This window comes from Leucobacter shiyiweii, from assembly GCF_052446065.1.
GTDB lineage: Bacteria > Actinomycetota > Actinomycetes > Actinomycetales > Microbacteriaceae > Leucobacter.
The window spans coordinates 509743-534533 of sequence record NZ_CM127080.1 but is presented as its reverse complement, the minus strand read 5'-3'; the positions used below and the strand labels follow the sequence as shown (position 1 = coordinate 534533).

Sequence of the window (24791 nt, the reverse complement as noted above, 5' to 3'; positions counted from 1 at the left end):
GCAGCGAGTGGGCACCGAGAAAAGTGGAGATGAAGCAGGGAGAAAGCCGCGACTCCACACCGAGTGCGCAGCGAGTGCACAGCAATTACGCCCCGAGCGCGTAACCCCCGCGTACGCAGCGCGTGCGCAGCAAGTACGACCCGAGTACGCCCCGACGCTGGCACCTGTCCGCACGCAACAGCGCCCCCCTCCCGAAGGAGAGGGGCGCTGAAAGTAAACGCTGGAGCGCGACTAGCGGCGCAGACCCAGACGCTCGATGAGCGTACGGTAGCGGGTGATGTCGACCTGCGACAGGTATCCGAGCAGGCGACGACGCTGACCCACGAGGAGCAGCAGGCCACGACGCGAGTGGTGGTCGTGCTTGTGCTCTTTCAGGTGCTCGGTCAGATCTTTGATGCGCTGGGTGAGCATGGCCACCTGCACCTCGGGAGATCCGGTGTCACCGGGCTTGGTTGCGTACTCATCGATGATGGCCTTCTTGACCTCTGCGTTCAATGACATAGGTACTCCCATTCGTTTGTTGCGCGGCGCCAACAACCGACTGTTGTGGCTCTCTCAATCCGCGGCCGTTCTGACGGCAACCTGTACAGCCTACCAGCACTTGCACCGTCGATGCGCGGTGGATCGGCACGACGTCCGCGCGATCCGCCCCTGCCGCCTCCAAATGTCACGCGCAAAGCTGTTCGAAAACGGTTACGCCGGGGCAACTGGCTCGAAACGCTGTCGAAACACCCGGCGCGCAAACTGACTGCACAGGAACTCTCAACCCCGGCAGCTTGTCGGAGAAAGGCGGCAGAAATGACTCCAGATGCCGTTTGGATGGTTACCAGTACCGCACTGGTGCTGCTGATGACGCCGGGCTTGGCCCTGTTCTATGGTGGGCTGGTTCGAGTACGATCCGTTGTCAACATGATGCTGTTCAGCCTCAGCGCAATGGGCGTGGTCGGGATCCTCTGGATCATCTTCGGGTACAGCATGACCTACTTCGCCGAGGGAGAGGCGCCGATCTGGGCAGGCGATCCGCTGAAGGATTTCGGCCTGATCTCGACTGACCCGGCCGGCTTCGTGGGCGCAGGCTTCGGAGTCACCTTCGCGATGATCAGCACCGCGCTCATCTCGGGGGCGATCGCCGACCGCGTCGGCCTGGGCTCGTGGGTTCTCTTCGCTGGCTTCTGGGCCGCACTCGTCTACTTCCCGGTCGCCGCGTGGGTCTGGGGCGGCGGGTGGATCCAAACCCTCGGCACCACGCTCGGCACCGCGGAGGTCATCGACTGGGCGGGTGGCACGGCCGTGCACATCAACGCGGGCGCCGCCGCACTGGCACTGGCGTTGGTCGCAGGCAAGCGTGTGGGGTTCGCCCGCGGCTCACACCGCCCCCACAGTGTGCCACTGGTGACCATCGGCGCAGCGCTTCTGTGGTTTGGGTGGATCGGGTTTAACGCCGGCACTGCTGGCGACGACGTGCAGGTCGGGCTCATCGTGGTGAACACGATCGCCGCCCCGGCAGCGGGCATCATCGGCTGGCTCCTCACAGACGCGGCCCGCGGTCGCAAACCGGGCGTCGTCGGCGCAGCTTCGGGCGCTGTAGCCGGTCTCGTGGCCATTACCCCGGCCTGCGCGAACGTGTCGCCGATCTGGGGTCTGCTCCTCGGCCTAATCGCTGGCGCCGCCAGCGCCATCGCGATCGACTGGAAGTACCGTCTTGGGTTTGACGATTCGCTCGACGTGGTCGGCCTGCACCTAGTCGCCGGTATCATCGGCACCCTGTACCTCGGCTTCTTCGCAATCGACACCGGCCTCTTCACCGGCGGCGACGGCGGGCAGCTGCTCGTTCAGACCATCTCGGTCGTCGCGGTCGCAGCTTACAGCTTCCTGGTTTCGCTGCTCATCGCCCTCGGGGTAAAGCTCGCGACGGGGCTGCGGGTACCAGTGGAGGTTGAGGAGGGCGGGATCGATTTGATCCACGGCGAGGAGGCTTACGCGCTCGATGAGACCGAGGTCGTCGTCGCCAAATAGGCGAGCGCACCTCAACAAGCGGGTCGGGTCCAGGCAGCGTCGTCTGGGCCCGTCCCTATGTTGTGCGGGGGTGGTTCGGCGCGAGTAGGCTCGGAGTCATGCCTGGCGTCCCCTCCCCCGCACTGCCCGTTGATCCCTCCGAATTGGCTCGTCTCGCGGGTGAGCTCGCGAGACGCGTCGGAGTGCGGATCCGGACGATGCGCGAGCAGGGCGTCGATGTAGCAGCCACGAAATCTAGCCTCACCGATGTCGTCACCGCTGCAGATCGCGAGGCCGAAGAGCTCCTAGTCGCCGGGATCCTGGCGGCGCGTCCCGATGATGGGATCCTTGGGGAAGAAGGTGCCGAATTAGCTGGCACCTCCGGTGTCACCTGGGTTATCGACCCAATCGACGGCACTACCAACTACCTGTACGGCCTGCCCGCCTACGGGGTGAGCGTGGCGGCCACCGTGGCCGACGGTGCGGCGGCAAGCTCACAGTCAGGGAATACCCATGACGGACGGCGCGCAATCGCAGGGGCGGTCTACATTCCGGTCACTGACGAACTGTTCACCGCGTTCGAAGGCGGCGGAGCCATGCTGGATGGCGTAGCGGTGACTGTCTCAACTGAAGCGGATCTCAGCCTCGCCCTCGTGGGCACCGGCTTTGGGTACACACGGGAACGTCGAACCGAGCAGGCCGACGTCGCGCGTCACATCATCCCCCAGATTCGGGATCTGCGCCGCATGGGATCGGCATCGGTCGATCTGTGTATGATCGCCTCGGCACGGCTCGACGCCTACTACGAGCGAGGCCTGCAACCGTGGGACTACGCCGCTGGAGTGCTCATCGCCCGCGAGGCCGGGGCCGAAGTCCTTGGTCGCGATGAAGAGACGCTTCCCGGGGAGCCCCTGCTCATCACCGGCCCTCCCGCGCTCGCGCGCAAGCTCCAAAGCGCTGTCGCTGCCGCCTACGCAATCGGTTGAATAGGGCCTTGCGTGGTCGCCGCGTTCACGCAGAGAATTGCCGGGCTGGAGCCGAAATTAGTCATGCGTTGCGTGTGACCCTGATCCGATCTTCCGATAGCTGAGATCGCGGATCGCCCGCCCTGCCCGCGCGCCCTTCTCCTCAAACGCGGTGAGTACTCTTCCCTCGAAGCGCGGGGCCCAGTCGCCCTCGAATGCGCGCTCGAATCCATCTGCAGCGTCCATCACTTCCCGCATTTGCCGGGCATAGTCTTCCCAATCGGTAGCGAGCCGCAAAATGCCGCCCGGCCTCAGCGCTCGACAGGCCGTGGGCACAAAGTCCTCCGACACCAGGCGACGCTTCGTGTGTCTCGATTTCTTCCACGGGTCGGGAAAAAAGACCCAGAGCTCATCTACTGACCCCGCGGGCAACGCCTGATCCAGCACCTCAGGAGCGTTTGCCTCGACGAGCCTGAGATTCTCGGTCTCGGCCCAATCCGCGCGAATAATTGTGCGGGCAAGCCCCGCACGAAATACCTCAATCGCGAGGAAGTTGTGCTCGGGGCGCTCCTTCGCCGCGTGCACGATCGCGTGGCCCTGACCTGAACCGATTTCGACAATCAGCGGGGCATCGCGACCGAAGGCCTCTGCGGGGTGCAGACGCGCGTCGTCAGAGATACTGGTCACCGCGTGGCCCCGGGGTAATTCGAGCAGAAAACGCGGCCCCAGTTCTTCCCAGGCACGTTCCTGGGAAGGCGTCATCCGGCCGCTGCGACGGACGAATGAGACTGGCTTGTCGCGGAAAGTACGCGGGTCGAAGCTCTTCGCGGGCAACTGTTGCTGGGTCTCTGTCACCTCACGAGGGTAACGCACTCATCCAGGGTGGACCCTGGCCGCGCTGTTCTTCACCGCCCCGAGATTCTCGTCGGTTCGCCCCAATTGGTGGGCTCGTGAGGATTCGGTGAATCGGGTGGCGCGGACGGATGAGGTGTGAATCTCCGCGATCGGTAGCATGGGGTCATGACGCGGAAGATCTTGCTCGTGAACGGGCCAAACCTCAACCTCCTCGGCGTGCGCGAACCCGGCGTGTACGGCACCGACACTCTTGCAGACATTGTCGACTTGGTCACGGCCACTGCCGACGGACTCGGCTTTGATGTGCGCGCCGTACACAGTAACCACGAGGGTGTGCTTCTCGACGCGATCCACGAGGCCCGCACCGACTGCGACGCCATTGTGATTAACCCTGGCGCTCTCACCCACACCTCGATCGCCCTTCGGGACGCGCTCTCGGGCGTGGCTCTCCCGGTTGCCGAAGTGCACCTCAGTAACGTGCACGCCCGCGAAGAATTCCGGCATCACTCGTTTGTGTCCCCGATCGCCGAGTTCGTTATCGCGGGCGCAGGCATCCAGGGATACGACTTCGCGGTACGCAGACTTGCGCACCTGCTGAGCTAGATCACTTCCCCAGTCGCTCGAACGCGGCTACGGCACCGTCACGAACACATTGAACAGATCCGGATTGTGCGCGTGCACGAGCACGGCGAACACGACTGCGTCAAACAGCAGGTGCACGGTCACCACGTAGGCCAGCGACTGCGTGCGCAGGAAGATCCAACCCTGTATGAGCGCAAACGGAATCGTGAGCGCCGGGCCCCATTCACGGTAGCCCAGTTCCCACAGGAACGAGACGAATACGATCGCCTGCAGCCCGTTCGCGAGCCAATCGGGAAAATGACGACGCAGCAGAGCGAACACCGTGCAGATGAAGAAAAGTTCGTCCCAGATGCCCACGGCGCCCACTCCTACGAAGAGACGCGCAATGAGGTCTGGAGAGTCGACCACCGGCCAGTTCTGGTACACCCCCGATCCGATGAAATAGAACGGCAAAATCAGCCAGCCGAGCACGAGCACCCCGACGAGCCACCCCCAGTGCACGACGCCCCAGGGCCCGCCTCCTCGCCACGGAAAACCGGTGGCTCGATCACGATAGATAAAGCGCGAAATGACGTACGGAACCAGCACTGCCCCCCCGAGCGCGAGCGTGAATCGCACGAATGCCCAGTTGTCAAGCTCGGCGGCAAGAGGAATCGACCGCACGATGGCGAGCCCAATCGCAATGAGCGACAGGTCACGCAGAAGCGATGGCGGCCTCGGCATGAGCTCGCTGGAGTGGGTCTTCGATGTGCTGGCCCCGGTCCTTCCGGACTCGAATCGCTCCGCGATCCACGCACCGACGAGACCCGCCGAAAGCAGAACCCAACCTAGCCACGCGATTTCAACGACAAAAAAGGCGGGAGCAGCCAAGCATGTAAGCAGAGCTGCGGCAAGGTAGCCGAGGCGAACGGGGCGGTGCCAGGTCGAGACGTGAGGCGCTGGTCGCATACTTACCAGCGTAGCGAGTGCGACGGGCGCGCCGGTGAGCGCGACTTCAAGTGCCGCGCAGGATCAAAGAAGATCGAGCTCTAGTCGTCGAGAGGATCTTGTGGCAGGCCAGGCTCTGCAAGATCGTCGGGGTCGCTCCGCTGCAACTCGTCGCCGGGGAAGGCCTCGGTTTTGGGGGCCGACTCGAATGCGTTCAGCGCACGCACAAGACGATGCAGTTCGCCAACGGCGCGCTGCTGAGGCACGAGCACCACTCGCGCGAGGTGGAGCCGGTCGTTGTCTCTGACCTCCGCAGGCAGTGGATCGGCGCGTTCGATGCGTCCGGATTCGAGAATTCCCATGAACTGCTGGTTTAGCGCGTCAAGCTCATGGTCGCTCGGGCGCTCCCGGAGCCGCATGACCAGGCGCTCCCCGTCCCAACGCAGCGAATCGTAGTTACGCCAGAAGCCCGTCACCTCAGCGACGGCTTCCTCCACCGAGTCGGTGATGAGTACTCGATCAAGGTCTCCTGGCGAGATCACACCGCTGCCCTCAAGCTGCTCAAGCGCAAACCGCTCGAAACCGCTCCAGAACGTCCCTCCTGGCCGATCGAGCAACACGATCGGCACCGGCACCATCTTGCCGGTCTGCTGCAGGGTCAACAGTTCGAACGTCTCATCCATGGTGCCGTAGCCACCGGGCAGACATACGAACCCGCGAGACTCCTTCACGAGCATCAGCTTGCGCGTGAAAAAGTACTTCATCGACACGTGTCGCCCGTCGTGGGCGGCTACCGTGTTGGGCTTCTCTTCGAAGGGCAAGCGGATGGATACTCCGAGCGAACGCTCGGGTCCGGCGCCGATGGTAGCGGCCTCCATGATGCCTGGCCCCGCGCCTGTGACCACCATCCAGCCACGATCAGCCAGTCCCCGTGCCGCGGCCTCAGCTTGTTCGAAGAGCGGATCGTGCCTTTGCGTGCGCGCGGAGCCGAATATTGTGACCTTCGGTACACCACGATGCGCCGCAAAGAGCTGGAACGCGTCACGCATTTCCTCGAGCGCGGCTGCGGAAATCTTGAGGTCAAGCCGCTCGGTGTCGTCAAGCCCCAGCCCGACTCCGGTCGTGAGGATCCTCTTCACCAGCGTTCTATGAGCAGTCACGCCAGCCTCGTCGAGCAAAGTGGCGAGCGCCGCACTCAACTCGGGATCTGGCGCGCCCTTCGGCGCGTGCACGCCGACATCACTCACGAGACGGTGACCACCTCGGGGGTGCCGGTTTCGCTCGCAGGCATTGATGCCGCAATACGGTTGGCCTCTTCAATGAGTGTTTGCACGATCTCGCTCTCAGGCACGGTCTTGATGACCTCGCCCTTCACGAAGATCTGGCCTTTGCCGTTGCCTGATGCGACTCCGAGATCGGCTTCACGGGCCTCACCCGGACCATTCACAACGCAGCCCATAACAGCCACGCGCAACGGCACGCTCATGCCCTCGAGACCCTTCGTGACATTCTCGGCCAGCGTGTACACGTCAACCTGCGCGCGCCCACACGAGGGGCACGACACGATTTCCAGCTTGCGTTCGCGAAGATTCAGGGACTGCAAGATCTGCAAGCCAACCTTGACTTCCTCGACCGGGGGCGCGGAGAGCGAGACTCGAATAGTGTCGCCGATGCCCTCGGACAGCAGGATTCCAAAAGCGGTCGCACTCTTGATGGTGCCCTGGAACGCCGGCCCCGCCTCGGTCACTCCGAGGTGCAGCGGCCAGTCTCCGCGTTCGGCGAGCTGCCGGTAGGCCTTGACCATCACGATCGGGTCGTTATGCTTCACCGAAATCTTGAAATCGTGAAAGTCGTGCTCTTCGAAAAGCGATGCTTCCCACACGGCGCTCTCTACGAGCGCCTCCGGGGTTGCCTTCCCATACTTCTCAAGCAGGCGAGGGTCGAGCGAACCCGCGTTTACTCCGATGCGGATCGACACACCCGCGGCCTTTGCCCGGCGCGCGATCTCGCCGATCTGATCATCAAATTTGCGGATGTTGCCCGGGTTCACGCGAACGGCGGCGCAGCCCGCATCGATCGCAGCGAAAACGTAATTCGGTTGGAAATGTATGTCTGCGATGACCGGAATCTGGCTCTTCATGGCGATGATCGGCAGCGCTTCGGCATCGTCGCGGCTCGGGCACGCGACGCGCACGATGTCACAGCCCGAGGCTGTGAGCTCAGCGATCTGCTGCAGAGTCGCGTTGATATCGGTCGTCGGAGTCGTAGTCATCGACTGCACCGACACCGGCGCATTTCCGCCCACCATCACCGAGCCGACCTTGATCTCTCGCGTCTTTCGTCGCGGAGCTAGGACCTCAGGTACTTTCGGCATTCCCAAATTGATTGCAGCCACGGGACCGAGTCTAGCGTCGCCACATCATCACGACCTTGGAATCAGCCTCCTGACATAGGATCAAACTGACACCAGACGCCTCACGGAGAACGGGATATGACGGCACCTCCCCCCGAAGACCTGTCAGAACTGGCACGCATGCAGCACACCGCTTCCCCCGCACCCACGCCCGATGATCTGCCGGAGGATACCCTCCGTCGTCGCCCCGCGCGCCGGCTCGCAAGAAGGCGACGCGCACTCATCGCAGCTGCGTTGGCTCTGACGGCCGCGCTCGCGGGCGGCGCGGCCGCGTGGGCCGTGGCCGCGAATGAACAGCGCGCGGAGGAGGCAACCGAGACGCCTGATCCACCCGTGAGATCAGCACCCGCCCCGATGCCCGAGCCCACCACCGAGCCAACGTCAGCGCCCGAGCCGACGCCCGAGCCCGCGCCCGCACCAGCTCCCGCACCCCAGCCCAACCTCGACGACCCGAACTCCATCACGGTCGTAGTGAATAAGCAGCGTCCGCTTCAGCCCGCCGAGTGGGGCCCTGCCGACCTCGTCATGCCGCAAGGCATCCCCAACACGAACGGTCAGCCGCTGCGCGCTGAGGCGGCGAGCGCTCTGCAGCAGATGTATCAGTCTGCGACGGCTGCTGGAGTGCCGTTCATCATCACCAGCGCGTACCGCGACTACTGGCTGCAAACCAGCCTGTTCAACAATTATGCTGCCCGCGACGGGGTCGCCGCGGCGGAAACCTATTCGGCGAGGCCAGGCCATTCCGAGCATCAGACGGGGCTCGCCGCAGACCTGGACGATGGCTCAGGCTGCGCTTTCATGTCGTGTTTCGGGGAGACGGCAACGGGCCTGTGGCTGCGCGAAAACGCGTACCAGTTCGGGTTCATTCTGCGCTACGACAACGGCCAACAGCCGGTGGTGGGCTACATCTACGAGCCCTGGCATTTCCGCTACGTCGGTGTTGAAATTGCGACCGACATGCGCGCCAAAGGCATCATCAACCTCGAAGAGTATTTCGGGCTGCCGGCGGCACCGGGATACTAATACCAGGGTTCGCGCCTATCACCCTGTGGAACGGTCATCCGAACAGTGAGATCGGCTTGACTAGGTCGGCGTATATCAGCAGCAGGCTCATTGCCCCGAGCACGATGACAACGGCGAACGTGACGGGCGCCATTTTCGCGGTGTCGACCGGGCCAGGGTCAGGCCTACGGAACAGCTGTGCGAGCCCTCGCTTTGCGCCCTCGTACAGCGCCCCGGCAATGTGTCCGCCGTCGAGCGGCATGAGCGGCACCAGGTTGAACACGAAGAGGGCGACATTGAGTGAGCCAAGCAACCCAAACATCGTCTGTGCGCGAGCGGCGACCGGCGCCTCGTCCATGCTCACGACCTCGCCGGCAAGCCTGCCGACGCCCACAACGCTGATCGGGCCGTTCGGGTCGCGCTCCTCGGTGCCGAATGCCGCGTTCCAGACGTCGACCATGCGCTGCGGCAGCCCAATGATGATCTGGGCGACGCTCGCGATGTTCTCGCCAACAAAGACGGGGACCTCGGTGACCGGTTGCCGCACTAACTCCGCCGTTGGGGAGACACCGACCATGCCGACGGTCTCCACCACGGGCTCGCCGCTTGCATCCTCCAGAATCTGACCGCGCTCGTCAGTCGCCAGCCGCTCGTTTGGGGCGGGGGTCAGTGTCACGGTTTGCTCGGCGCCACCCCGCTCGACCGTGACGCGGAGGGACTGACCGGGGGCCTCGCTCACGATGTCGCGAAACTGCTCCCAGCTTGCGATTTCGGTGTTGCCGATGGCAATCACCCGGTCGCCAGGCTTGAGGCCCGCAGCCGCGGCGGGAGCCGCGGGATCCGCCGGTGTGCACTCGACCGCGGTGCTTGAGGCTGGAATCAGGCACTGACTCACCGCACCGAGCGTCGTCGTGTTTTGCGCAACACCGAACCCCATGAGCACGATGCCGAAGAACAAGAATGCCAGCAGAAGGTTCATGACCGGCCCGCCCAGCATGATCACGATCTTTTTCCACACGGCAAGCCGATAAAACGTGCGATGATCCTCGCCCTCGGCAATGCTCTCGGCGCTGGCCTCCCGGCCTTCCTGCACCATGGTGTCGAAGAACCCAGTGCTTGAGGCGCGCGCGTCGCCGCCGGCTTTCTCGGGCGGGTACATGCCGGTCATGGCGACGTAACCCCCGAGCGGGAGAGCTTTCACGCCGTATTCGGTCTCGCCGCGGCGACGCGACCACAGGGTCCTGCCGAAACCGATCATGTACTGGGTGACTTTGACGCCAAACAGCTTCGCGGGCACCAGATGCCCGATTTCATGCAGGCCAATTGACACGGCGAGCCCGATCACGATGATGAGGATGCCCAGGAGGTACAGCAGCACGTCTTGCACCCGATCAGGCTAGCGCTCGCAGCTTGAGGAGCGCTGCGGGGTAGAGCTCCGCCTCGTTCGCGGCGGCGTGCCCAGCATTTCTTCGCCGGGTGGTCACGTGCGCGGGCTTTGGGCGACCCGAAGCCTGCGTGAGTGACCACCCCAGAGAAATTCACGGATCATCGCGCAGCCGAGTGGACGTGCTCGCGGGGTTCACGGCCTGCGCACCCTGCGCGATGGTCCACTCAAGCCGATGCGGGCGCGCCCGCGTCAAGCTCAGGCCGACAGCTCCGCGTCGTTTGCAGCGGCGTATTCCTCAGGTGAGAGCAACAGACCCTCTTCGGTGACAGCGACGCGAAACAGCCATCCCTCACCGTAGGGATCCGAGTTGATCACCGCGGGATCCGCGACCGCCGCCTCGTTGACCTCGACCACTTCGCCTGACACCGGCGCGAAGAGTTCGGAGACCGATTTGGTCGATTCCACCTCGCCGCACACGGAACCTGCGGTGAGTTGCGCGCCCACCTCGGGGAGCTCAACGTAGACGACCTCTCCGAGCGCGTCGGCGGCGACGGCGCTGATGCCAATCGTCACCGGGCTGCCGTCCGTGATCCACTCGTGTTCGGTTGAATACTTCAGGCCTGACTGAACTTTACTCATGTCGTTCTTCTTTCGTTACGGGGCAAACGGGGCTGAACATCGGGAATACAACGGTGGCTTCGTTCCGAGCCAAAGATCGGGGGTGGATCGCGAGCCTATGCGGGACGTCGGTAGAACGGCAGTGGGACGACCTCGAATGGTTCGAGCTTGCCACGCAGGTCAACGTTCACGGGAGTGCCCACCTCGGCGAACTCGGGCTCAACGTAGGCGAGCGCGATGGGGGTGCCAAGCGTGGGGCTCGGCTGCCCACTGGTGATGCGGCCGATCGCTGATGGCGCGGTCGCCCCTGCAGAGGCTGCGCCATTCGGGTGACCTGAAGCTTGCACGCTAGCCCGCTTTTCGGTTCCCGGGCCTCCCGCAGCCAACGCGGCTCCCGTGTCTCGCGCGGCTCCCGTGCCTCGCGGGTACACTAGGTACCCGCCGCGGCCCGCGCGGCGGCCGAGGCCGCGCAGGCCCACGAGTACGAGTCTGGAACCTTGCTGCTCGACCCGACCGAGCGCTTCGCGCCCAACGAAGGCTTCCTCCTTCGCGAACGATACGACCGCTCCGAGACCGGCCTCGAACGGGGTTACCTCGAGGCTGAGCTCGTTGCCATAGAGCGGCATTCCTGCCTCGAGCCGCAGCGAATCGCGCGCGGCGAGCCCGGCCGGGATGAGTCCGTGCGGTTCCCCGGCGGCGAGCAGCGCCGTCCACAATTCGGCGGCCTGCTCATTCGGCACGTACAATTCGAAGCCGTCTTCGCCTGTGTAGCCGGTGCGCGCGATGATTACAGGAATGTCGTTAATTGCCGCCTCGGTGCAGCCGTAGTAACGCAGCGACAACATGCGTTCCGCAATATCTGTGCGGTCAGAGTTCCCCGCTTCGCCGGAAGGAGCATCGGAAGCAAGAACGCCCGACTGCGCAGCGCCGCCTGCACCAGCAGCCAAGGCGATCAACTCACTCAGAATCTTCGCCGAAGCTGGCCCCTGCACCGCGATCAGGCCCGTGTTCAGCGACGCGTCGGTCACACTGACATCGAAGCCCTTCGCGCGCACGGCAAACGCCGCGGCAACCACCGGCGTGTTGCCGGCATTCGGCACCACCAAAAACCGCTGGTCGCCAAGCCTGTAGGTGATGAGATCATCGATGATGCCGCCGCGCTCGTCGCAGATGAGCGAGTACTTGGCCCGACCCACCGCGACTTTCCCGAGGTCACCGACAAGGGCGGTGTTCAGAAACGCCACAGCATCCGGACCCTCGATCCAGATTTCCCCCATATGCGAGAGGTCGAAGAGTCCCGCAGCCTCGCGTACGGCTCGGTGCTCAGCGAGCTCAGAGCCGTACTTCAGCGGCATGTCCCAGCCACCGAAATCAGTAAAGGTCGAGCCAAGTTTCGCGTGCTCGGCGTGAAGTGGGGTGCGCTGCGCGGCCTGCTGGGGGGCCTGCTGCGGGGTGTGCTGCGCCTCGGTCATCGGGTCGCCTTTCGTTCATCGCGATCCACTGCCATGTGGATCGCGCGGTGTCAGATTTCGAAGGCCTCGGGCGCGGGGCACGCGCAGACGAGGTTGCGGTCGCCAAATGCACCGTCAATGCGCCCGACGGGCGGGAAGTACTTGTCTTGCCGAAGGCGCTCGACCGGGAAGGCTGCCTGCTCGCGCGAATACGGACGCGCCCACTCGTCTTGCACCACCGCAGTGGCCGTGTGCGGGGCGTTTCGAAGCGGCGACGCTTCAAGCGAGTATTCCCCCGCGACGACGCGGTCGATCTCCCCGCGAATGGCGATCATGGCCTCGATGAAGCGTTCGATCTCGGCGAGATCCTCCGACTCGGTCGGCTCGACCATCAGCGTGCCGGCGACGGGAAACGCGAGGGTCGGAGCATGGAACCCAAAGTCGATGAGTCGCTTCGCCACGTCTTCGGCGGTCACACCAGACTTCGCAGTGAGTTCGCGCAGATCAAGGATGCACTCGTGCGCCACGAGGCCTTGGTTGCCAGTAAAGAGCACTGGGAAGTGGTCGGCGAGGCGCGACGCAATGTAGTTCGCCGACAGCAATGCCGCCTGGGTCGCGAGCGTAAGCCCGTCGCCACCCATCATGGCGATGTACGCGTACGAGATCGGCAGCACTCCGGCCGAGCCGAACAGAGTGGCCACCACGGGCACACCGCCGTCTGCGGTCGCGAAATCGCCGGTCGGGTCGCCCGGCAGGAACGGCAGCAAGTGCTCGGCCACCGCGACCGGGCCGACGCCCGGACCTCCCCCGCCGTGCGGAATGGCGAACGTCTTGTGCAGGTTCAGGTGCGACACATCGCCGCCGAACTTACCGGGCTGCGCGAGCCCGACGAGCGCGTTCATATTCGCACCGTCGATGTAGACCTGCCCACCTGCGGCGTGCACCTTGTCGCAGACCTCGCGCACATCCGCGTCGTAGACCCCGTAGGTCGAGGGGTAGGTGAGCATGATCGCCGAGAGTTCCTCGCCGTGCGCAGCGAGCTTCGCATCGAGATCGACCATGTCGATGTGGCCGTCATCGGTGTTCTTCACCACCACGACGCGCATGCCCGCGAGCACGGCTGATGCCGCGTTCGTGCCGTGCGCAGAGGCAGGGATCAGGCAGATATCACGCGCCGCGCGACCGTTCTCGAGGTGGTATCGGCGAATCGCGAGGAGGCCCGCGTACTCACCCTGCGAGCCAGCGTTCGGTTGCAGTGAGATGCCCGCATACCCGGTGATTTCGATGAGACGTGCTTCGAGGTCAGCGATGAGATCACGCCAGCCGACACTTTGCTCCGCGGGCACATACGGGTGGATCCCGGCAAACTCCGGCCAGGAAATCGATTCCATCTCGGCAGTTGAGTTGAGCTTCATCGTGCACGATCCCAGCGGAATCATGGTGCGGTCGAGCGCCAGATCGCGGTCGGCGAGGCGCCGCAGGTAGCGCAGCATCTGCGTTTCGCTGCGCACCGAGTGAAAGATCGGGTGCGTGAGGTAGTCACTCGCGCGCACGAGGGCAGGGTCGAACCCGAGATCACCCGGGTGGATCACGGTCGTCTCCGCGACCGTCGCACCAAATGCCTGAGCAACCGCCTCGATGGTTTTGGCGGTCGTGGTCTCGTCGGCCGAAACCCCGACGGTGTTCGCGTCGATACGACGCAGGTTGATGCCTGCGTCGGCCGCCGCCGCCACGACGGCATTCGCCCGTCCGGGCACCCGCGCAACAACCGTGTCGAAAAACGAATCGCTCGCGAGGGCGATGCCGGCGGTCTCGAGCGCAGCGGCCAGGGTGCGGGCGTGCGCGTGGGTGCGCTCGGCGATCGCACGCAGCCCCTGCGGCCCGTGGTAAACCGCATACATCGACGCGGTGATCGCCAGCAACGCCTGCGCGGTGCAGATGTTGCTAGTGGCCTTCTCGCGGCGAATATGCTGCTCGCGGGTCTGCAAGGCGAGCCGGTAAGCGGGGGCCCCCGCGGCATCCTTCGAGACCCCGACGAGGCGCCCGGGCAGCGTGCGCTCAAGCCCCTGCCTCACCGCGAGATATGCCGCGTGCGGCCCGCCAAAGAACAGCGGTACGCCGAAGCGTTGGGTGTTGCCGACCGCAACATCGGCGCCCTGTTCACCCGGCGGCACGATAAGTGTGAGAGCGAGCAGGTCGGCCACCACGGTGACCATCGCGCCACGCGCTTTGGCCTCGGCGATGACGGCCGCGTGATCCACCACCGCTCCGTCGTTGCCGGGCTGCTGCAATACGATGCCCGAGATCGTGCCGGTGGGAAGGCCCTGTGTGAGATCGGCGACCTCAACTTCAAAGCCGAGCGCCTCGGCGCGGCCCTGCACCACCGCGATGGTCTGCGGGAAGAGGTTCTGGTCGAGCACCGTCTTGGCGTCTGGGGCGGATTTGGCGGCGCGACGCATGAGCAATACGGCCTCGGCCGTCGCCGACGACTCGTCGAGCATCGACGCGTTCGCAATTGGGAGCCCGGTGAGGTCTGCCACCATCGTCTGGAAGTTCAGCAGCGCCTCGAGTCGGCCCTGCGAGATTTCGGGCTGGTATGGGGTATACGCCGTGTACCAAGCCGGGCTCTCGAGCAGGTTGCGCAGAATCACCGGCGGCGTGTGCGTGTCGTAAAAGCCCTGCCCGATCATCTGAGTCTTCAGCACGTTCCGGCTTGCGAATCCGCGAAGATCGGCCAGAATCTCCTGCTCGCTGCGGGCGGCTGGGAGGTGAAGCGGCTCGTGCGAGCGAATGCTCTCTGGCACCGCAGTGTCGACGAGGGCGTCGAGGCTCGGGTAGCCGAGCTCCGCCAGCATAGCGGCCTGGTCCGACGGGTGGGTGATGCCGATGTGGCGATCAGCGAAGGTGGCGGCGTGTACGCGAGTGCTCAAGAGGTTCTCCGGATCGGGCGGGACCCTCGGGCCTCGCGACTGTGATCCTCCCCGCTCTGTACGGAACCTGAGAGATTCGGGTGCCTGTGGGCTCCCTTGCACCGTCGGTGAGCGGACTCGAGCCCGCTGCTTTCCAGAGTTGCCTATCCATCGCGGTACGTGGGCCTGAGAGATTCCCGGGGAGGGATTGCTCCTACGGCGCCGGCCTAGGGCCGGGCTCTCCCGCGACGGGTGAGCGGCGTATGAAATTGTGCCTGCGCTGATGATTCTACCCCTGAATCACGCTCGTTTTCCCCAAGTTGATGCATGGAGGCACCTCGAGCATCAATTTCGGGAAAGCCGGGCTGCAACCAGGTGGATCAGGCCGCCCGTGCAGCGATCACGTGCTGCGCCCGCTCGCGCGCCCAGCGTTCGGCTTCCGCCAACGCTTCGAGAGTCAGGCCCTCTGGTGCGGTGTGGGAGTGGAGCACCTCCTGCACGGTATCGACGATGTCCGTAAACCCAATACGGCCCTCGTGAAAGGCGTCGACGGCTTCCTCATTCGCCGCGTTGTACACGGCCGGGAAGGTTTTACGAGCGCGCCCGACCTCCTTGGCAAGCTCGACCGCAGGGAATGCCTCGTGATCGAGGGGTTCGAAGTCCCACGACGTCGCACGCGTCCAGTCAATTGGTGCGCCGACGTTCGGAATGCGCTTGGGCCAGTCGAGGCCGAGCGAGATTGGCAGCTTCATGTCTGGCGGCGATGCTTGGGCAATGGTCGAGCCGTCAAAGAACTCGACCATCGAGTGCACGATTGACTGCGGGTGCACCACCACATCGATGGCACCGTATGAGATGCCGAAGAGGAGGTGCGCCTCAATCACTTCGAGCCCCTTGTTGATCAGGGTCGCCGAGTTTGTAGTGACTACCCGACCCATGTTCCAGGTGGGGTGCGAAAGAGCCTCGGCCGGGGTCACATCGCGCAATTGCTCGCGACTGCGACCGCGAAACGGGCCACCGGATGCGGTGAGCACGAGGCGGCGGATCTCAGAGGTCTCCCCCGAACGCAGCGCCTGTGCGATGGCCGAATGCTCAGAATCGACGGGAACGATCTGGCCGGGTGCCGCGAGCCCGGTCACGAGATCGCCGCCGACGATCAGTGACTCCTTGTTCGCGAGTGCCAGCGTGCGCCCCGACTCGAGCGCGGCGATCGTCGGACCGAGCCCGATCGACCCGGTGATGCCGTTGAGCACCACGTCCGCGGGCACCTCTCGCACGAGGGTCGCGGCCTCCTCTGCCCCCATCGCTATGTGTTCGACATTAAACTCGTCGGCCTGCGCGCGCACTCGCTCATGCTGGGTGCCTGCGGCGAGGCCCACAATCTGAAATCTGCCGGGATTCGCTCGGATGACGTCAAGCGCCTGCTCACCGATCGAACCTGTGGACCCCAAAATGACGACGCGTCTCATGCCCCCATTGTGCCCGACTCAGACGCCGGAGACGGAAGTGGGGCGCGCAGCCTCGGCTGCGCGCCCCACGATCCTCCCAGGAAAACTGGGCCTAGCCCGCGTGCGCGGTGCCAAGGATGTCAAGCACAAATACCATCACATCTTCGGCCTCGTAGCCCTGCGAGACCAGCCAGTCGCTTCCGTAGCCGCCGTCGTTCGCTGGCACAAGGGCGATGACCTGCGAGCCGACAGTCTGGCCCTCGAGGGCGACCTTGAAGCCCTCGATGACCTCGGTGGTGAGGAAACTCGTGGCTTCGCCGCGACTCCAGCTCGAGTCAAATTCTTCGCCCGTGCGCCAGATGACGCCGCGGTAGTTCACGTAGACGCGATCACCCGGCTGAACCTCTTCGCCGCTGCCCTCGATGAGGGTTGCGACCGAGAGTTCAGTCGGAGCCGCCGCACCCTCTGGCATGGTGATGAGCGGCGAGCCGTCAGTGTCGGTCTCGACCGTCGGGAAGCCCGCGGGCGCATCCTGCGCCTTCCCCTCGGGGCCCTCAAGCAGGTCACCAGGCTCAAGGGTGGCGGGCGGGTTGGGCGCCTTCTCCATCAGGTCGAGCACCAAAACGATGGTGCTGTTCGCTTCCATACCGAAGCTCGCTTCGTTGCCTTCGCCCACGATATCGACTACGGGTGACACCGCGACCACGCGATCACCAATCACCGAACAGTTCAGCGAGTCGGCCACCCAGGGGGCCATAGTCTCGGCAGAGTTCTGCATCTGCGCGGATTCGGTCGAAATCACTTCACCGGTATCTCCATTGATCGCCGTGAGGTTGGTGACGACGAGTTCGTCGGCCTCGATCTTCTCACCGTCGCCCTTCTCCAGCACTGACCGCTCGAACTCGGTCGCTTCGATCGGCGAGTCTGAGGTGAGCGTCACCTCGCCGCCAAACTCGCCCTCGACGGTGATCGCCTTACTGATGCTGCCCTCGGGGGCGCAGTTCTCGTCGGCGCCTGCGCTGCAGCCGGTGACAAGCAGGGTGCCCACAAGCGTTGCGGGCAGGATGGCAGTGGTCAAGAGGCGGGTGCGCTTCACAGATTCCTCATTCGCTTCCGGGCCCCGTTCGGGCCCTCGGTTCCCTCGATTGTGTCGCACTGAGATTACCGGCTCCTGAGGGTGGGCCGTGAGGCGACCGCTTCCCGGGCGATGCGGCGCACGGACTTCCCCGCCTGGAGTGCGATCACGAGCAGGAGCACCAGCGTCACCACATCGCAGGCTATATAGACGTAGTGCCAGAGCGACTGCCCGGGGTCCGCGCCCGCGAGCACCAGGTCGGTGCGGGCGTTGAGCGGCGGTCGCACGACGACAACCTTGAACAGGAATACCAGAGTCAGAGCGAGCCACCACCACATCCGGTCGCGGGAGACACGGGCGACCCGGGGCCAGAAGGTCACGATGGTGAGCATCACCAGTAGCACTGCCTCGGTGATGTTGAGTGCGGCAAAGACGAGCCTGCCGATACCCAGACCGAGTGGAATCGTGATGCCCTCTGCCTGAAATTTGAGCGGGGCCTCAATGAAGGAGATCGCGACGATCAGGCCGATCCAGAGCACCGGCAGCGCATGTCGCCACATTTCGAGCCGCAACTTCGTCTCCATCGGGTCTCCCGCTCTCACTCTCACCGGCGTGGTGGCAAGCCTGTAAATTCGGCCTGCTGTCTTACATTCTGAGGTGTGGATCGCGCGGCGAGCGCCGCGGCATAGAGTTCGCGCGCGGAAAGACCCGTAGCCTCTGCAACATCTCGCGTAGCATCTTTCAACCGGTCGCCAGCTTCCACCCGCTGCTGCACCTCCGCGAGGGCGTTCTCAGGAGAGGTGGCCACCTCGGGGGCCCCAGCCACAACAAGCACAATCTCTCCGCGAACCCCCGCGGAAGCCCATTCTGCGAGTTCGCCGAGACCGCCCCGGCGCACTTCCTCGTACAGTTTCGTGAGTTCGCGACACACCGCTGCCGGGCGCTCAGCCCCGAACGCCGAGGCCGCCGCCGCGAGGGTCTCGGCGATGCGGCTGGGGGCTTCGAAGAACACCAGCGTGCGGCGCTCAGCGGCGAGCGCCCGCAGCGCGCGCGAACGATCGCCTGATTTTCGCGGCAGGAAACCCTCGAATGCAAACCGATCGGTCGGCAACCCGGACACTGCGAGTGCGGTGATCACGGCACTCGGACCAGGTATCGCACTCACCTGCACACCTCGTTCTGCGGCGAGCTGAACAACCCGAAACCCCGGGTCGGAGACGGTGGGCATGCCCGCATCGCTCACGAGCAGCACTTCCTCGGTGGACGCGCGATCCACGAGTGATGCCGCGCGATCTCGCTCGTTATGGTCGTGCAGAGCGATGAGTTCCGGTTTGGCGTCGATGCCGAGCAGCCGCAAGAGCTGAGCCGTGTGCCGTGTGTCCTCCGCGGCGATGACGTCGGCCGTGGCGAACGCCTCCCGCAGCCGGGTCGACGCGTCGCCGAGATTACCGATGGGTGTCGCGGCGAGCCAGAGCATGCTCCCATGCTACGCCCGCGACGCCCTGCCAGAATGAGAGGCATGAGCGACGCGCAGCCTCCCACACAGCAACAGCACCCCCAGCAGCCGCAGCAGCCGATAGGACAGCCCTCTCCACCACAGTGGATCCCGGTGCCGCCCCCGAACCCGCACGCTCAGTCGGGAACGGGAAGAGCGGGCAAGGGTCTCGGGATCGCGTCGATGGCGCTCGGACTCGTCGCGCTCCTCACCGCCATCATTGCGACTGCGTATTTTGCTCCCGCCGCGTTCTTCGGCGGCTTCGTCGGCCTCGTTGCCGTGGGGCTTGGCATCTTTGCCCTGGTGAAGAAGCAGCGGCCGGCAGGAACGTGGATCACGGGTCTGGTGGCTGGTGGCATCGCGATGCTGCTCGGGCTCGTAGTCGGCACGCTCGGCATCGGCACGCTGGCCTTGCAGGCATTTTCTGCTTCACCCGGATCCGCCGCGGAAGATCAGGAGGGGCCGGGCAGCGGTTCCGAGTCTGGAGAGGCTGAGGGGCAGAGCTCGCTGATTGAGTGGCCGGCGAATATGGCGACCGGCGGCATCATTTTTGGCGAGAGGTTGGAGCCAGTGGCTTCTGCCCCACTCGAGCCGGGTGAGGCGCCCGTTGCCAGCGAGGTGGACCGCAGTAATGGGGTTCTCGATATTCGGGTATATGTCGACTATCGCTGCCCGTATTGCGGCATCTTCGAGCAGACGAACGGGCCGGTGCTGTCTGAACTCGTTGACAGCGGGGCCGCAACCCTCGAACTTGTCCCACTCACGTTCCTCGACAAGGCGTCGCAGGGCAGCTACTACTCCTCACGAGCTTCGGCTGCGCTGACATGCGTGGTAGACGGCCAACCCGAGTCGGCGTGGGCGGCACACTCCACGCTGTTGGCACCCGAGGTACAGCCCACTGAGGGCGGTTCGGGGCACACGAACGAAGAACTCTTCCAGATCCTTGACAGGAGCTCCGGTGGTCTGAATTCGTCAGTCGAAGACTGCATTGCAACGGAGCGCTTCGTGCCGTTCGCGCAGGCGCTCAATAACTGGGTGTTCTCGTCTTCGGTACCGAATGCGGCTGATCCTGGTTTGCGGGTAACCGCAACCCCCTTTGTCGTTGTTAATGGGATCCCCTTTGACGGGAATCCAAACGATGCGGCAGCATTTACCGGGTTCCTGTCGGAGATTGCAGGGTATTGATCCGTCTCGCCTCGCGCACCGGGGCCGTTTTCTTTCCCCTCACCATCATCGCGCGGGTTCCCTTCGCGATGATGGTGGTGGGGGTGCTCACGCTGGTTGTCGCGGCGCGCGGCTCGGTTGAGCTGGGAGGAATCACCTCCGCAATGGTCGGGCTCGGTGTCGCCTTCTTCGGCCCGCTCCTGGGCTCGGCCGCAGACAGGTTTGGGCAGCGCCCGGTGTTGCTCCTCACTGCCGCAGTCAATAGCGTCGCGCTCGGCAGCCTGGCGTGGGTGGCATTCAGCTCGCTGCCCGACTGGGTTATGCTTCTCGGCTCCTTCCTGGCAGGTGCGTCTGCGCCGCAGACCTCACCCATGTCGCGTTCCCGCCTCGTCACCATCATTCAGAGCGAATACCCGGCGCCCCGGAGACCGCGCGCGATCAGTTCGGTGCTCGCGTTTGAGTCGGCTGCCGACGAAGTCGTCTTTGTCTTTGGCCCCGTGGTCGTGGGGCTTCTGGCTACGGCTTTCGACGCCTGGGTGCCGATTGCAGCGGCCGCGATCCTCACCCTGTTGTTTGTTACAGCGTTTGCTGTGCACCGCACGAGCGTGCCCCCAAAATCGGCGGCTGAGCGTGCGGCAACGGTCGGTCCGGTCGCCGAGCTGCGCAGGGCGTCACTGCTCGTCACTGTCTTTGGCATCTTCGCGGTCGGGCTCTTCTTCGGCTCGATGCTGACCTCGCTCACCGCGTTCATGCAGGATCGCGGCGCGGCTGAGCAGGCCGGCCTGTTTTACGGCGTCATGGGGGTGGGATCCGCCGCTCTCGCGATTGCAGCCGCCTGGTTCTCGCCAAAGTTCACCCTGCGCTATCGCTGGCTCCTCTTCGGTGCGGCCCTCGCGACCGGAACTGCGATTCTGCAAACCGTGAACGATGTGCCAGGGATGTTGCTCAGTCTCACCGTCATGGGACTCGGTATCGGGCCGCTCCTCGTCACCCTGTACAGCTTCGGGGCTGCACGAACCCCTGCCGGGCGTTCTGCAACCGTGATGACGATGCTCGGCTCGGGTGTCATCGTCGGGCAGTCGTTGGCTTCAGCGGTGACCGGGATCGTCGCGGAGCAGCTGGGTACGGGGGCTGCCACCTTGCTGCCTTTGGCCGCCGCAATTCTCGTTCTTCTCGCCGGTCTTATCAACTTCGCGCTCACTCCGGCCGGCCGGCTCGTGCGCGCCACCGGGCCTGTTCAGATTCCGTAGGCGCTGGGGTCGGCGCGGCGAGCGCCGCCCCCGTTCTTCGCTGTGGGCGCAACCGTAGTGGAGCCCACAGTGAGGCGAGGTGGGAGAATAGAGAGCATGCAGCACTCACTCACTCCCGATGAAGTGGATCAGCTGCGCGCAGCGTTCCCGTACTTCGCGAATCCGCCCCTAGTGGACGGCCGACCCGTCGCCTACCTCGATTCGGGCGCAACCTCGCAGCGCCCCCGGTCAGTGCTCGACGCAGAACGTCGATTCCTTGAGTCTGCCAACGCACCGGTACACCGCGGCACTTACCAGGCCGTGGGCACGGCAACCGAGCTCTTCGAAGGGGCCCGCGCGAAGGTCGCCGCCTTTGTGGGTGCGGGCTCGGCCGAGCAGATCGTGTGGGCCGAAAACGCCACCGATGCGCTGAACATTGTGGCCCTCGGAATCGGTGAAGTGCACGCGGGTCTCGGTGTCGCTGGCTCCGAACGTTTCCTGCTCGGCCCGGGCGACGAGATTCTCGTCACCGAGGCTGAGCATCACGCTAACCTTATTCCGTGGCAGAGGCTTGCCCTGAAGACTGGCGCCACCCTTCGCTACATTCCGGTCGATGAATATGGCACTTGGTCGCTCGACGCTGCACGCGCGGCCATCAATTCCCGTACGCGCATATTCGCATTCGCTCACGTCTCCAACGTCACTGGCTACCTCGCCCCGGTAGCGGAGCTCGTGGAGCTCGCTCGCGCTGTGGGCGCGATAACGGTCCTAGATGCCTGCCAGTCGGTGCCACATATCCCAGTCAACCTGGGCGACTTGGGAGTCGACTTTGCGGCGTTTTCCGGCCACAAGATGCTCGGCCCCAACGGCATTGGTGTGCTGTACGGCAGCCCAGAGATGCTTGCCGCATTGCCTCCTGCCAGAACTGGTGGATCGATCATCACGAAGGTCACCATGGAGAGCGCCGAATTTATGCCGCCGCCGCTCAGGTTCGAGGCTGGCACTCAGCCCGTTTCTCAGGTGGTGGGTCTGGGTGCGGCCGTCGATTTCCTGCAGCAGGCCGACATGCACCGATCCGCTGCCCGTGAGCACGAGCTTGTCCAGCGCCTGGTCGCTGGCATTCTCGAGTTGCCCGGTGTGCGCCTGCTCGGACCTCAGGGCATGGCAGACAGGGTCGCACTGGCCGCAGTATCGATCGAGGGATTGCACGCGCACGATGTCGGTCAGTTCCTCGATGAACAGGGCGTGCTGGTGCGCGTCGGACACCACTGCGCGCAACCGCTTCACCGTGCACTTGGACTCGCGTCGAGCACGCGCGCGAGTGTGCACCTGACCACCACCGAGGATGAGGTTGACCGGTTCCTCGACGCGATCCGCGGCGCGCAGCGGTACTTTGGCTTGGAGGTACCGGCATGAGCGCGCTCGACGGACTGTATCAAGAAGTGATTCTCGACCATTCGAAGCGCCCGATCGGCAAGGGTGAGCTTGAGGCCCCACCAGGCACCCTGACCGCCGCCCACCACGAGTTCAACCCGAGTTGTGGCGACGAACTGACACTGAGCATCGCTGTCGACCCCGCAACGGGAAAGATTGAGAAGCTCGCTTGGGAGGGCACGGGGTGCAGCATCTCGATGGCCTCAGTGTCGATCCTGGCCCAGCTGATGCGCGATGAGGAACTCACGATGAGCGAGGCGCAAACCCGCGTCGATGCATTCCGAGAGATGATCCAATCACGCGGGGATGTCGAACCCGACGAAGATTTGCTGGGTGACGCGGTAGCGCTCCAGGGTGTGTCTAAGTTCGTCATGCGGGTGAAGTGCGCGATGCTCGGTTGGGTCGCGCTCGAAGCCGACATGCGCCAGATTGAGGCGGCTGGATAGTTTTCTCGAACCACGGCGAGACTTCGGTCAGCGGTTCTCGCTCGTGCGATTCGACGCTCACAGCCCTAGCTTCTCTGTGAATTTCCAGGCGAAGTAACATTTCTGGGGAGCGCCGATCGCGCCTCGGAATTCCGGGCGAGCATCGAAGCATGACGCATCGACATCGCACCGAAGTCTCCCCCGCCCCTGACCTCGCGCTCGCCCCCGTTTCCGATTACGCCGCAGGCACAACCCCGAGCGAGACTCGCGAAAACGGCAGCCAGTCGGAAGCCGCGCTCAAGGTGCTGCGCTGTTCCGATACCGCAGACTTCCTCGCCGCGCTGCCGTTTCTCACTGGCTTCACCGCTCACAACAGCCTCTTCCTGGTGCTGTTTGAGGGGCGGCGCGCTGGGCGCGCTATTCGTCTTGATCTGCCGTCCAGCGACCGCCCCAGCGATACCGGGCAACTGCTCGACGTTATCTGTGCCCTCATGCGAGAGACCGGTGCTGGAGCCGAAGGGCCGGCTCTCGTCATCACCTGTGAGCGCACTTTTGCCGAGGCCGGCGATGCCCCGTGGCGTCGGTTCGCGAAGCGGCTCGAGCGACGCTTCGAGCGAGAAGGCTGGTGGCTGCGCGAGCTTGCATGTATTGCCCCCGACGGCTGGGCGGCGTACCGTGATCCGGCGTGCCCGAGAGGGGGGCGTTCGCTCAGCGAGATCGAGTCGAGCACGGTCACCCGGGAGGGTCGTGCTTTCGGCGGCCCACACGAGACCCTCGACGCGATCGGCGCGCTGCCTGAGCCCGACCCCGTTCTCGTCTCTGAGGTCACGGGCGAGCTGGCTGGTGCAGGTGCTCTGGCAGAATTCGACTGGGTACACCGGGCGATGGAGTGCGCCCGAGTCATCTTGCAGGGGCAGGGTGCTCAGATAGATCCGGCTGCGTTGGCTCAGTTCATCGGGAGCGCCCAGCGCCCAGCGTCGTGGTTGCTTCTCGCATTCTCGGGAATCACTCGCCCCGAGTTTGTGCTCGAGCTTGCGACGACGGTCGGCGCCGAGCGGTTTGAAGAGCTTGCCGTCGATTTCGAGCCTGCCCTATCCGAGACAAACCGACGGGGCTGGTCGATTCGTGGGCTGCTCGCCTCGACCGCCGAGGAAGCGCCCGACCAACACAAGCTGCGCCAAGCCATTGCTGCGATATCGCACTGCACCGCACACGCTCCAGTGGATCAGCAGCCCGCGCTACTCGCCCTCCTCGCCTGGGCCTGGTGGATGCTCGGAATGCAAACGGTCGCGGAGCGCCTCGTCATTCAAGCTCTCGAGATCTCTCCGGGCCACGAACTCGCTTCGATGGTGCAGCGACTGAATCGGTCGGTTCCTGCGTGGCACCTGAACCGTGGAGCGGCGCGCTAACGAGGCGG

Annotated in this window: 22 protein-coding genes and 1 riboswitch; of the genes, 9 read left to right on the top strand and 13 right to left on the bottom strand. The window is 64.5% G+C overall.

Going from position 1 to position 24791, the window contains the following annotated elements:
• Window positions 1-231: 231 nt before the first annotated feature.
• Window positions 232-501, bottom strand: a complete 270-nt coding sequence (gene rpsO, locus ACTNFJ_RS02585; protein ID WP_435906675.1) for a 30S ribosomal protein S15 — start codon at window positions 499-501, stop codon at window positions 232-234.
• 297 nt (window positions 502-798) lie between these two features.
• Between rpsO and ACTNFJ_RS02580 the strand changes: the two genes are divergently transcribed.
• Both ACTNFJ_RS02580 and ACTNFJ_RS02575 read left to right on the top strand, forming a co-directional pair.
• Window positions 799-2016 carry an ammonium transporter gene (locus ACTNFJ_RS02580; RefSeq protein WP_435906676.1) on the top strand — a complete coding sequence of 406 codons (1218 nt, stop codon included), beginning with the start codon at window positions 799-801 and terminating at the stop codon, window positions 2014-2016.
• Between the two features lie 98 nt (window positions 2017-2114).
• Complete coding sequence (locus ACTNFJ_RS02575) at window positions 2115-2981, top strand: inositol monophosphatase family protein (RefSeq protein ID WP_435906677.1); 867 nt, start codon at window positions 2115-2117, stop codon at window positions 2979-2981.
• Between the two features lie 57 nt (window positions 2982-3038).
• Here ACTNFJ_RS02575 and trmB read toward each other — a convergent pair whose 3' ends face one another.
• Window positions 3039-3815 carry a tRNA (guanosine(46)-N7)-methyltransferase TrmB gene (trmB, locus tag ACTNFJ_RS02570; RefSeq protein WP_435906678.1) on the bottom strand — a complete coding sequence of 259 codons (777 nt, stop codon included), beginning with the start codon at window positions 3813-3815 and terminating at the stop codon, window positions 3039-3041.
• Between the two features lie 165 nt (window positions 3816-3980).
• Here trmB and aroQ point away from each other — a divergent pair, with 165 nt between their 5' ends.
• Window positions 3981-4418: a type II 3-dehydroquinate dehydratase gene (aroQ, locus tag ACTNFJ_RS02565; protein WP_435906679.1), complete on the top strand. Its 438-nt coding sequence runs from the start codon at window positions 3981-3983 to the stop codon at window positions 4416-4418.
• Window positions 4419-4445: 27 nt separating this feature from the next.
• Here the strand turns inward: aroQ and ACTNFJ_RS02560 are convergent, their stop codons facing one another.
• The 3 genes from ACTNFJ_RS02560 to ispG all read right to left on the bottom strand — a co-directional run bounded on the left by ACTNFJ_RS02560 (window position 4446) and on the right by ispG (window position 7719).
• Window positions 4446-5345: a CPBP family intramembrane glutamic endopeptidase gene (locus tag ACTNFJ_RS02560; RefSeq protein ID WP_435906680.1), complete on the bottom strand. Its 900-nt coding sequence runs from the start codon at window positions 5343-5345 to the stop codon at window positions 4446-4448.
• A gap of 80 nt (window positions 5346-5425) precedes the next feature.
• Complete coding sequence (locus ACTNFJ_RS02555) at window positions 5426-6571, bottom strand: LOG family protein (RefSeq protein WP_435906681.1); 1146 nt, start codon at window positions 6569-6571, stop codon at window positions 5426-5428.
• Complete coding sequence (ispG, locus tag ACTNFJ_RS02550; protein WP_435906682.1) at window positions 6568-7719, bottom strand: flavodoxin-dependent (E)-4-hydroxy-3-methylbut-2-enyl-diphosphate synthase; 1152 nt, start codon at window positions 7717-7719, stop codon at window positions 6568-6570. The genes ACTNFJ_RS02555 and ispG overlap by 4 nt, the downstream gene beginning before the upstream one ends.
• A gap of 96 nt (window positions 7720-7815) precedes the next feature.
• On the opposite strand from ispG, the gene ACTNFJ_RS02545 reads away from it, so the two are divergent.
• Window positions 7816-8760 (top strand): M15 family metallopeptidase, encoded by a 945-nt coding sequence (locus tag ACTNFJ_RS02545; RefSeq protein ID WP_435906683.1) that lies wholly within the window; start codon window positions 7816-7818, stop codon window positions 8758-8760.
• A gap of 34 nt (window positions 8761-8794) precedes the next feature.
• Here ACTNFJ_RS02545 and ACTNFJ_RS02540 read toward each other — a convergent pair whose 3' ends face one another.
• The 8 genes from ACTNFJ_RS02540 to rsmI form a co-directional block, all read right to left on the bottom strand.
• Window positions 8795-10126: a M50 family metallopeptidase gene (locus ACTNFJ_RS02540; protein ID WP_435906684.1), complete on the bottom strand. Its 1332-nt coding sequence runs from the start codon at window positions 10124-10126 to the stop codon at window positions 8795-8797.
• A gap of 255 nt (window positions 10127-10381) precedes the next feature.
• The gene (gene gcvH / locus ACTNFJ_RS02535; RefSeq protein WP_435906685.1) at window positions 10382-10765 is read right to left on the bottom strand and encodes a glycine cleavage system protein GcvH; all 384 of its coding nucleotides are present in this window, start codon (window positions 10763-10765) and stop codon (window positions 10382-10384) included.
• Window positions 10766-10860: 95 nt separating this feature from the next.
• On the bottom strand, window positions 10861-12216 hold the full coding sequence (locus ACTNFJ_RS02530) for a glycine cleavage system aminomethyltransferase GcvT (RefSeq protein WP_435906686.1): 1356 nt from the start codon (window positions 12214-12216) through the stop codon (window positions 10861-10863).
• Window positions 12217-12266: 50 nt separating this feature from the next.
• Window positions 12267-15125, bottom strand: coding sequence for an aminomethyl-transferring glycine dehydrogenase (gcvP, locus tag ACTNFJ_RS02525; protein WP_435906687.1), 2859 nt, complete (start codon window positions 15123-15125; stop codon window positions 12267-12269).
• Window positions 15126-15268: 143 nt separating this feature from the next.
• A riboswitch (glycine riboswitch) is annotated at window positions 15269-15360 on the bottom strand.
• Between the two features lie 124 nt (window positions 15361-15484).
• Window positions 15485-16573 (bottom strand): 1-deoxy-D-xylulose-5-phosphate reductoisomerase, encoded by a 1089-nt coding sequence (gene dxr, locus ACTNFJ_RS02520; RefSeq protein WP_435906688.1) that lies wholly within the window; start codon window positions 16571-16573, stop codon window positions 15485-15487.
• Window positions 16574-16664: 91 nt separating this feature from the next.
• Window positions 16665-17648 (bottom strand): FKBP-type peptidyl-prolyl cis-trans isomerase, encoded by a 984-nt coding sequence (locus tag ACTNFJ_RS02515; protein WP_435906689.1) that lies wholly within the window; start codon window positions 17646-17648, stop codon window positions 16665-16667.
• 65 nt (window positions 17649-17713) lie between these two features.
• A complete protein-coding gene (locus ACTNFJ_RS02510; protein ID WP_435906690.1) occupies window positions 17714-18211 on the bottom strand; it encodes a hypothetical protein in 498 nt (165 codons plus the stop codon).
• Between the two features lie 20 nt (window positions 18212-18231).
• Window positions 18232-19104, bottom strand: a complete 873-nt coding sequence (gene rsmI, locus ACTNFJ_RS02505; RefSeq protein WP_435906691.1) for a 16S rRNA (cytidine(1402)-2'-O)-methyltransferase — start codon at window positions 19102-19104, stop codon at window positions 18232-18234.
• Window positions 19105-19146: 42 nt separating this feature from the next.
• Between rsmI and ACTNFJ_RS02500 the strand changes: the two genes are divergently transcribed.
• From ACTNFJ_RS02500 to ACTNFJ_RS02480, 5 genes are all read left to right on the top strand, one after another.
• Window positions 19147-20307: a DsbA family protein gene (locus ACTNFJ_RS02500; protein WP_435906692.1), complete on the top strand. Its 1161-nt coding sequence runs from the start codon at window positions 19147-19149 to the stop codon at window positions 20305-20307.
• Window positions 20304-21536: an MFS transporter gene (locus tag ACTNFJ_RS02495; RefSeq protein WP_435906693.1), complete on the top strand. Its 1233-nt coding sequence runs from the start codon at window positions 20304-20306 to the stop codon at window positions 21534-21536. Before ACTNFJ_RS02500 ends, ACTNFJ_RS02495 begins: the two co-directional genes overlap by 4 nt.
• A 96-nt stretch (window positions 21537-21632) precedes the next feature.
• Complete coding sequence (locus ACTNFJ_RS02490) at window positions 21633-22931, top strand: aminotransferase class V-fold PLP-dependent enzyme (RefSeq protein ID WP_435906694.1); 1299 nt, start codon at window positions 21633-21635, stop codon at window positions 22929-22931.
• Window positions 22928-23395 (top strand): Fe-S cluster assembly sulfur transfer protein SufU, encoded by a 468-nt coding sequence (gene sufU / locus ACTNFJ_RS02485; protein ID WP_435906695.1) that lies wholly within the window; start codon window positions 22928-22930, stop codon window positions 23393-23395. Before ACTNFJ_RS02490 ends, sufU begins: the two co-directional genes overlap by 4 nt.
• Before the next feature lie 149 nt (window positions 23396-23544).
• Window positions 23545-24783: a DUF4192 family protein gene (locus ACTNFJ_RS02480; protein WP_435906696.1), complete on the top strand. Its 1239-nt coding sequence runs from the start codon at window positions 23545-23547 to the stop codon at window positions 24781-24783.
• Window positions 24784-24791 lie beyond the last annotated feature (8 nt).